General features: G+C 66.1%; 13 protein-coding genes. 6 read left to right on the top strand and 7 right to left on the bottom strand.

Annotated features, from left to right (window positions below; genetic code table 11):
* Both VGH54_RS23715 and VGH54_RS23710 read right to left on the bottom strand, forming a co-directional pair.
* Positions 1-825, bottom strand: an 825-nt coding sequence (locus tag VGH54_RS23715; RefSeq protein WP_331514558.1) for a GTP-binding protein, incomplete at its 3' end; no start/stop codon positions are given.
* A 54-nt stretch (positions 826-879) separates the two neighbouring features.
* A complete protein-coding gene (locus tag VGH54_RS23710; protein WP_331514557.1) occupies positions 880-1,287 on the bottom strand; it encodes a (deoxy)nucleoside triphosphate pyrophosphohydrolase in 408 nt (135 codons plus the stop codon).
* A gap of 26 nt (positions 1,288-1,313) precedes the next feature.
* Here VGH54_RS23710 and VGH54_RS23705 point away from each other — a divergent pair, with 26 nt between their 5' ends.
* Positions 1,314-1,598 carry a 4a-hydroxytetrahydrobiopterin dehydratase gene (locus VGH54_RS23705; RefSeq protein ID WP_331514556.1) on the top strand — a complete coding sequence of 95 codons (285 nt, stop codon included), beginning with the start codon at positions 1,314-1,316 and terminating at the stop codon, positions 1,596-1,598.
* Here VGH54_RS23705 and VGH54_RS23700 read toward each other — a convergent pair.
* Entirely contained in the window at positions 1,585-2,754 is a 1,170-nt protein-coding gene (locus tag VGH54_RS23700; protein WP_414688780.1) for a mannosyltransferase, read from the bottom strand. The genes VGH54_RS23705 and VGH54_RS23700 overlap by 14 nt on opposite strands.
* Before the next feature lie 236 nt (positions 2,755-2,990).
* On the opposite strand from VGH54_RS23700, the gene VGH54_RS23695 reads away from it, so the two are divergent.
* Together VGH54_RS23695 and VGH54_RS23690 are read left to right on the top strand one after the other, a co-directional pair.
* On the top strand, positions 2,991-3,710 hold the full coding sequence (locus tag VGH54_RS23695; RefSeq protein WP_331514555.1) for a hypothetical protein: 720 nt from the start codon (positions 2,991-2,993) through the stop codon (positions 3,708-3,710).
* Between the two features lie 74 nt (positions 3,711-3,784).
* Positions 3,785-4,735, top strand: a complete 951-nt coding sequence (locus VGH54_RS23690; protein ID WP_331514554.1) for a hypothetical protein — start codon at positions 3,785-3,787, stop codon at positions 4,733-4,735.
* A gap of 76 nt (positions 4,736-4,811) precedes the next feature.
* Here VGH54_RS23690 and VGH54_RS23685 read toward each other — a convergent pair whose 3' ends face one another.
* Both VGH54_RS23685 and VGH54_RS23680 read right to left on the bottom strand, forming a co-directional pair.
* Positions 4,812-4,958 (bottom strand): DUF1059 domain-containing protein, encoded by a 147-nt coding sequence (locus tag VGH54_RS23685; protein ID WP_331514553.1) that lies wholly within the window; start codon positions 4,956-4,958, stop codon positions 4,812-4,814.
* Entirely contained in the window at positions 4,955-5,539 is a 585-nt protein-coding gene (locus VGH54_RS23680; protein WP_331514559.1) for an HhH-GPD-type base excision DNA repair protein, read from the bottom strand. The genes VGH54_RS23685 and VGH54_RS23680 overlap by 4 nt, the downstream gene beginning before the upstream one ends.
* Before the next feature lie 154 nt (positions 5,540-5,693).
* Here VGH54_RS23680 and VGH54_RS23675 point away from each other — a divergent pair, with 154 nt between their 5' ends.
* Together VGH54_RS23675 and VGH54_RS23670 are read left to right on the top strand one after the other, a co-directional pair.
* Positions 5,694-5,927, top strand: coding sequence for a hypothetical protein (locus tag VGH54_RS23675; RefSeq protein WP_331514552.1), 234 nt, complete (start codon positions 5,694-5,696; stop codon positions 5,925-5,927).
* Positions 5,906-6,250 carry a hypothetical protein gene (locus tag VGH54_RS23670; protein WP_331514550.1) on the top strand — a complete coding sequence of 115 codons (345 nt, stop codon included), beginning with the start codon at positions 5,906-5,908 and terminating at the stop codon, positions 6,248-6,250. The genes VGH54_RS23675 and VGH54_RS23670 overlap by 22 nt, the downstream gene beginning before the upstream one ends.
* Here the strand turns inward: VGH54_RS23670 and VGH54_RS23665 are convergent.
* Both VGH54_RS23665 and VGH54_RS23660 read right to left on the bottom strand, forming a co-directional pair.
* Positions 6,247-6,447: a DUF5302 domain-containing protein gene (locus tag VGH54_RS23665; protein WP_331514549.1), complete on the bottom strand. Its 201-nt coding sequence runs from the start codon at positions 6,445-6,447 to the stop codon at positions 6,247-6,249. The two genes, VGH54_RS23670 and VGH54_RS23665, sit on opposite strands and share 4 nt — an antisense overlap.
* Positions 6,448-6,486: 39 nt before the next feature.
* Positions 6,487-6,930, bottom strand: a complete 444-nt coding sequence (locus tag VGH54_RS23660; RefSeq protein WP_331514547.1) for a PPOX class F420-dependent oxidoreductase — start codon at positions 6,928-6,930, stop codon at positions 6,487-6,489.
* 61 nt (positions 6,931-6,991) lie between these two features.
* Between VGH54_RS23660 and VGH54_RS23655 the strand changes: the two genes are divergently transcribed.
* The coding region (locus VGH54_RS23655; protein ID WP_331514546.1) for a DUF1697 domain-containing protein at positions 6,992-7,418 on the top strand (427 nt) is incomplete at its 3' end.

The following is a 7,418-nucleotide window of genomic DNA, read 5'->3' as shown; positions in this document are numbered from 1 at the left end:
CAGTTCGGTGATCTTGGCGTTCGTGATGACCGGATGGCCGTCCACCTCGCGCATCCAGGCCACCTGCTGGCCCTTTTTGATGCGGCCCTTGTAGATGCGGATCAGGGCCAGTCGACCGAGGAATGACGACGCGTCCAGGTTGGTCACCAGGGCCTGCAACGGCGCCTCGGGATCACCCTGCGGCGGCGGGATGTGCTCGAGCAACACGTCGAACAGCGGGTCCAGGTTGTCGCCATCGGGGTTCTCGCCGTTGGGGGGTTGGGTCGTGCTGGCAATGCCGGCACGTCCGGAGGCGTAGAGCGTCGGCAGGTCGAGCGCCTTCTCGGCGGCGGCCTGCGCGTCCTCGTCGAGGTCGGAGGCGACGTCGAGCAGCAGGTCGTGGCTCTCCTCGACGACCTCGGCGATGCGGGCGTCGGGCCGGTCGGTCTTGTTCACCACCAGGATGACGGGCAGGTGCGCGGCCAGCGCCTTGCGCAGCACGAAGCGGGTCTGCGGCAGCGGTCCCTCGGACGCGTCGACGAGCAGCAGCACGCCGTCGACCATCGACAGGCCGCGCTCCACCTCGCCGCCGAAGTCGGCGTGGCCAGGCGTGTCGATGACGTTGATGACGGTCATCGAACCGTCCGCGTGCTGGCGGTGCACGGCGGTGTTCTTCGCCAGGATCGTGATGCCCTTTTCCTTCTCCAGGTCACCGGAGTCCATCAGGCGTTCGATGGCGTCGTCGCCGCGGTGGGTCAGTGCGCCGGACTGCCGCAACATCGCGTCGACCAGGGTCGTCTTGCCGTGATCGACATGAGCGACGATGGCGACGTTTCGGAATTCCACGCCGGTAATTGTTTCAGTGCAGTCGTGTATCGCGAAACTGAGCAGCTGTGACGTTTACCGCGGGATCTCGGTCGCGGTGGTCAGCAGCCGATCGAGCGCAGCCAGAAAACCGCGGTCGGCGGGCACCCAGTCGACGTCGTGCAGCTCCGCCGCGGACACCCAGCGCAGTGCGGCGTGGTCGTGCGGATGGGGTTCGCCGCGGAGCAAAGTGGCCTTGTACGCCCGCAGCGTCATAGTCGGCGTAAGCGCAACGTCGTCGCCCAGCCGCGCGCCGACCGCGACAACGACACCGAGCTCCTCGGCGAGTTCGCGGACCAATGCCTCAGGCCCGGTCTCTCCCGCGGCGACCTTTCCCCCGGGCAGCTCCCATCGGCCGGCCAGTTCCGGCGGCTGGGTGCGTTGTGCGATCAGCACCATTGACTCGGCGACGATCGCTCCGGCGACAACGATCTGGTTGACCATCGCGGCTGACGGTATACGTTTGAAATATGGCTGTGTTAACCGATGACCAAGTAGACGCCGCACTGCCTGACCTCAACGGGTGGGAACGCAAAGAGGGCGCGCTGCGCCGGTCGGTGAAGTTCCCGGAATTTCTCGCCGGCATCGACGCGGTGCGCCGGGTGGCTGAGCACGCCGAAGCCGAAGATCATCACCCCGACATCGATATCCGTTGGCGAACAGTGACTTTCGCTTTGGTTACACATTCCGAAGGTGGCATCACCAACAAAGACGTCGCGATGGCGCGCGACATCGACGGGATTATTGGTAGCTAGCCGCGCGCTTTCCGTCGGCCGCGATCCAGGCCAGCGTGGCCAACGTCGCCACGATGTAGACCAGCCCGCCCCAGGCCTGATACCACGGTCTGCCGTTCTGCCAGATCGTCGGCTGGGCGAAGCTCAGCAGCCAGGGCACGCCGATGGTGGTGAGCGCCAACCAGGTCCAGCCGAGAATGCGTGCGCCGCGACGATCGGAGAGCGGGCCGTGTAGCAGCCAGATCATCAACGGCACCAGCCACACCCAGTGGTGTGTCCAGGAGATCGGCGAGAGCAACAGCCCGAACAACTCGACGATCAGCAAAGGGCCGAGTTGTTCGCTTCCGCGGGCGCTCACTACGCGCCAGGCCAGCGCGCAAAGTATTGCGGTGACGGCGATCCCGATCAACACCACCGGGCTGTAGCCGGCGTCGTGGCCGAAAATCCGGCAGATACCACCCCGCCACGACTGGTTGAAGATCGTGCAGATCGGCCCGACCCGGTCGGTCTTGAAGATCAAATCGGTGAAGTAGTAACGAGTTTGATCCCCGACAACCCAGGCCGACACCGCGACGGTGGCCAGGAACACGACCCCGGAAAACACCGCCGTAGCCCACCGACGGGCGCCGACGAAATAGAGTCCCCCGATCGCAGGCGTCAGCTTCACTCCCGCCGCCGTCCCCAATAACAACCCGGACAACCACCACCGGGAGCTGAACACCGCCGCCAGCGTGGCCAGCGCCAGCACGACATTGATCTGCCCGTAGTCGAACGTGCTGCGCAGCGGTTCGAGCCAGATCGCAATCCCCGTCCAGAGCATCGCCAGTCGGTGACCCTCCCCGGCGCCGACACCCAGCAGTCGCTGGCTGATCCGGACCACGCAAAAGAGCGCGGCCATCGTCCCGACCGTCCAGCAGAACGCGACCAAGCCGAACGGCAGCAGGTGCAGCGGATAGAAGATCACCGCCGCGAACGGCGGATAGGTGAACGGCAGCGGGAAATCCGGCGTCTGGTCGGCGTAGACGTAGTGGTACAGGCTCCCCGGGTGGTCGATCATCGCGGCCCCGCCGACATAGACGTGCAAGTCGACGAAGTTGGCCCCGTTAGGCGCCAGATAGGTCCAGGCCAGCCGCGCGGCAACGCTCACGACCAGCAGCACCGGCCCGATCGCGTCCATCGAGATCGCGCGCCGGCGGTCGGCAACTGCCGCCGGGGCGGCTGAGGGGGTGTCTATCTGCACGACTCTATCGCCGGGCCTGACGGGCACGGCAATTCCGGTCACGAGGTCGCGCGGTCACCGCTGACGCTCGATTGCGTAACGGTCGCATAAATGCCACACGTGTCACTTGAGTCACTTCCATATCAGGCGAACCATCGGCGCCGAGGACTTGTTATCGAGATTCAGGGAGAGTCATGTCAACTATTCGGACCTTGTTCCGTGCCACCGCAATCGTGGCCGGCTCATCTGCAGCATTGCTCATCGGCGGATTGATGGGCACAGCCCACGCCGACCCGGCGCCGCTGCCCACCCCCGACATCAGCCAGCAACTCGTCGGCACCGCGGCCCAGGCGCCGCAGATGCTGCAAAACGTCGCGGGGGCATTGGGCGGTCAACCGGCCACACCTCCGCCGCTGGCCAGCGCGTCGATCAAGATGCCGCAGACGCCCGCGACCACCCCGGCGGCGGGTTCGTCACTGCTTCCGGGCTTGGCGTCGCCGGCTCCGGCCGCGACTTCCACACCCGGGCTTGGCATTCCGGGGTTGACGACTCCGGCTCCGGCCACGACCGCCGCGCCGAGCCTTGGCCTTCCTGGTCTAACACAGCCCGGCTTGACGTCGACCGTTCCGGCCGCAGCCGCGCCGACGACCGGCCCCGCGGGGATGCTGCCGCAGGCGCAGCTCAACCTGCCGCAAATACCGGGGCTGCCGTTCCCGCTGCCGCAGCAGGTGTCGCTGCCCGGTGACCTGACCTCGCTGCTCACCGGCGGATCGCCGGTCAGTAGCGGGCTCTCCTCGGCGGCAGGCCTGCCGGCTGCTGTCGCACCGGCGGCGTCCCTGCCGGGCCTTGCCGCACCGGTGGCGCCTGTCGCGACGCCAAACCCGTTGCTGTTCCCGGTTTCCGGCCTGCCCTGACGCCGCGCTACCGGCCGGCTAGCGCCCCTGCGCGCTAGCCGGCCACCAACAACATCGACGACCGGGAGGACACCATGTTCATCGCTAGAAATCTGATCAGCACCTTCGCTGCCGCTTCCATCGCATCGAGCGCCGCAGTGGCACTGTCCCCCAACGCGGCCGCCGACCCGGCGCCACCCGCACCGATCCCCGCTCAGCAGATTCCGGGAATGCCGGGACTGCCGGCACTGACCGAGTTGAGCCCGATCATCCAGCAGGCCGCGGGCAACCCAGAGCAGGCGACGCAGCTGCTGATGGCCGCGGCGCAGGCATTCAGCCACAACCCGTCTGCGCCCGAGCAATCGAAAAGCGTTGCGGAGTCGGTGAACCAGTTCGTCACGTCACCGCCGGAAGCCGCCCCGACGGCGCACGTCGTCCCGCCAGGTGTGGAACCGGGTGCGCAGGCACACCTGCCGACCGGTATCGACCCGGTGCACGCCGCGGGCCCCGCGCCCGAGGCAGCAGTACCCGCACCCGCCCCCTCGAACGCTGTCCCAGTGGCGGCCACACCCCCAGCACCCGCCGGACCGGCGCCGGCCGCTGTTCCCGCGGCTGCCGCTCCCGGCTTCAGCCCGGACGCCCCGCCCACGCAGGACTTCATCTACCCGTCGATCAGCAGCAACTGCGGGACCGATGGCGGCACCGTGATGGCGCCGGTGCTGTCGGTGGCCGGGCCCGCCAAGATCCCGACGCCCGGCCCGAACGCCGGCCAGACGGCCTACGTGTTCACCGCGGTCGGCACACCGGGACCCGCCGACGTGCAGAAGCTACCGCTGAATGTCACCTGGGTGAACCTGACCACCGGCAAGTCGGGCAGCGCGACGCTCAAGCCGCAGCCGGACATCAACCCCCAGGGGCCGACGACGCTGACCGCGACCGTCGACACCGGGTCGGGCAGCATCATGTCGACGATCTTCGGACAGGTCACGACCAAGGACAAGCAGTGCCAGTTCATGCCCACCATCGGCTCGACGGTGGTGCCCTGACCACGGTGTTTATCTGATCTAGGCCTCGTCAGTCCGCCGTCGCGCCAATCGTCGTGCGCGACGGCGGATTCGCCGGTTAGTAGGCCATGAACAGGATCGAGTCCCGGTCGTACTCCAGACCGGGGTGCGCGCTGGCCAGGTGGGCCTGCGTCAGGTCGACCAATTCGTCTTCGTCTTTGCCGGTGATCGCCTCGCCACACGGACAGTTCAGGTGTGTCTTCACGTTGCTGCCTTTCCGGTTGCCTTCTTGGCTGCCTTCATCTGCTTCTTGTATGAACGAACCTTCTCGAGCGAACCCGCATCGGCGATGTCCGCGACCGACACGTGTGTGCCGGCCTTACCGAATTCGCCCGCGGCCGCCCGCCAACCCTTGGGAGTCACCGCATACTGCTTGCCGAGCAGCGCGAGAAATATCTGCGCCTTCTGCTCGCCGAACCCAGGCAGGCCCTTGAGTCGTCGCAACAACTCGGGTCCGTCGGGGTCGCCGGCGGTCCATACGCCGGCGGCATCGCCGTCATAGCGGTCCACGATGATCTGCGCGAGCGTCTGTATCCGCTTGGCCATCGACCCCGGAAAACGGTGTATCGCAGGCTTTTCCGAACACAGGTCGGCGAATTTATCCGGGTCGTATTCGGCGATCTCGGCCGCGTCGAAGCTGCTCATCCGATCGGCGATCTTCTTCGGACCGGAGAATGCGGTCTCCATCGGTACCTGTTGGTCGAGCAGCATGCCGACCAACAGCGCGAAGGGGTTCTCGGACAGAAGCTGGTCGGCATCGGTGTCCTGCGCCAAGCAGAGCTTCACAGTCAACGAGGTGTTCCTTCCGTCCCCTAACCCAACTGCCCTAACCCAACCACACGTGACCGGCCGAAGTGAATGGCAGACTCAAGAACCGAACGTCATAAATAGGGCATTTGACCGATGCGTACCACGCTGTTCGCGCGAAAAGATCCAGCTTATGAGCGTCAGAGACGAATCAACTGCGTCACGCCAATTCGTGGCGTCGGCCGAGGCCTTCTCGACTGGCTGGATCAAGGGGACCAAAATCTGGCAGGCCGTCTACTCGGTGTTTTTCGTGGCGTTCGTCGCGTTCGCCGCACTCGCGATGTTCCGCACGTCAAAGGGCATTCCCGTGCACGTCCCGCGCTACAGCGGCCTGATCTTCATCGCGTGTTGCTGGCTGCGGGCGTAGTGATCGGCTGCTACCTCTATTGGCGGTCACGGCAAAAGTACGTCCTCACGGTCAACGGCGATGCGCTCACCGTCGGTCCACGCGGCGATGTCTACTCGCTCGCTGACGCACAACTGGGTCTCTGGCCCAATATCGGGGTGGCACTCCTGACGCCGCGCACCGAAGAGTTACCGTGGCGGAATGGCCAGCACACCTGCCCGCACCGGCCGCACTGGCTCCAGGAAGTGCTGACGGCCGTCGAATTCATCGTGCCCGCAGCCTTTTTCGGCCTCGCCGACGCCGACGAGACCCCAATCATCCAGAAAGGCGAGCTAGCGGCCTAACCGCTTTTGCGGCGGAACTCCCGGCGATTCCCGACCGCGCCCTGTGACCGCGGCCCCTTGGCACCGCCGTCCTTATGATCAGCACCGCCAGACGACTTTGCCTTCTTGCGCTCCAGGGCTTCACGGAATTTTCGTTTGTTGTCGTCTTCAGAGCGCGATGATGCGGACGACTCGGCCCCCGACTTCGATCCAGCCATAGCCCGCAGCCTAGCGCGCCCGGTGCCGTTCAGCGGGATTCACCGCAGGCCCGGCGGCATGCCGTAGACGTGTGCGATCGGCAGGGTCAGCACGACGCGACGGTCGGTGACCATCGCCTGCCGGTAGTCGTCCCAGTCCGGGTGTTCACCGGCGATGTTGCGGTACAACGCGATCAGCGCCTCGACGGTGTCGTCGTCGGGCGCGGCGGCCGGCGGGGTCAGCGTCGCGGTGCCCTCGGCGACCGCATACGTCCAGCCGTCGTCGGAGCTGACGAGCAGCGAAGCCCGCGGGTCGCGACGCAGGTTGCGCGTCTTTGCCCGTGGCTCGGTGACCGACACCTGGATAGCGGCACTGCGCGCGTCGAAGTAGTACGACACGTTGGACAGCTGCGGGCGCCCGTCACGCTTGAGGGTGGCGAGTACACCGAGAGAGTTGTCCGCGATCACGGCGAGCAGCTTGTCGTCGAACACTTGGCGCCCCATGTCGCAAGCCTACTCAGACGATCGCGCCCCACTGGACGCCCGCGTGGCTACCATCGCGCTCATGACTCGGTACGCGGCGTTCTTACGCGGCGTCAACGTCGGCGGCGTCAACCTGAAAATGGCCGGCGTGGCGAGCGCACTGACCGACTCGGGACTCGCCGAGGTTCGCACCATTCTGGCGACCGGAAACGTGACGTTGGATTCGCCGAAGGCCGCAGATGCGGTGCGCGCAACGGCAGAGAAGGCGCTGCGCAAGCACTTCGGATACGACGCCTGGGTGCTGGTTTACCCGATCACGAAGGTGCGCTCAATCGTCAACGGCTACCCGTTCGAGACCGAGGTGGACGGATACCAGTCCTACGTCACGTTCGTCAGCGACAGCGATGTACTCGACGAGCTCGCGGCGTTGGCCGACGAGGCAGGAGCCGACGAGAAGATCGCGCTCGGCCCCAAGTCCGCGGGCGTGATCTATTGGCAGGTGGCCAAGA

Source organism: Mycobacterium sp., assembly GCF_036488105.1.
Lineage (GTDB): Bacteria > Actinomycetota > Actinomycetes > Mycobacteriales > Mycobacteriaceae > Mycobacterium.
Note: the sequence above shows the minus strand (reverse complement) of the source record. Positions and strands in the feature narration are given on the sequence as shown.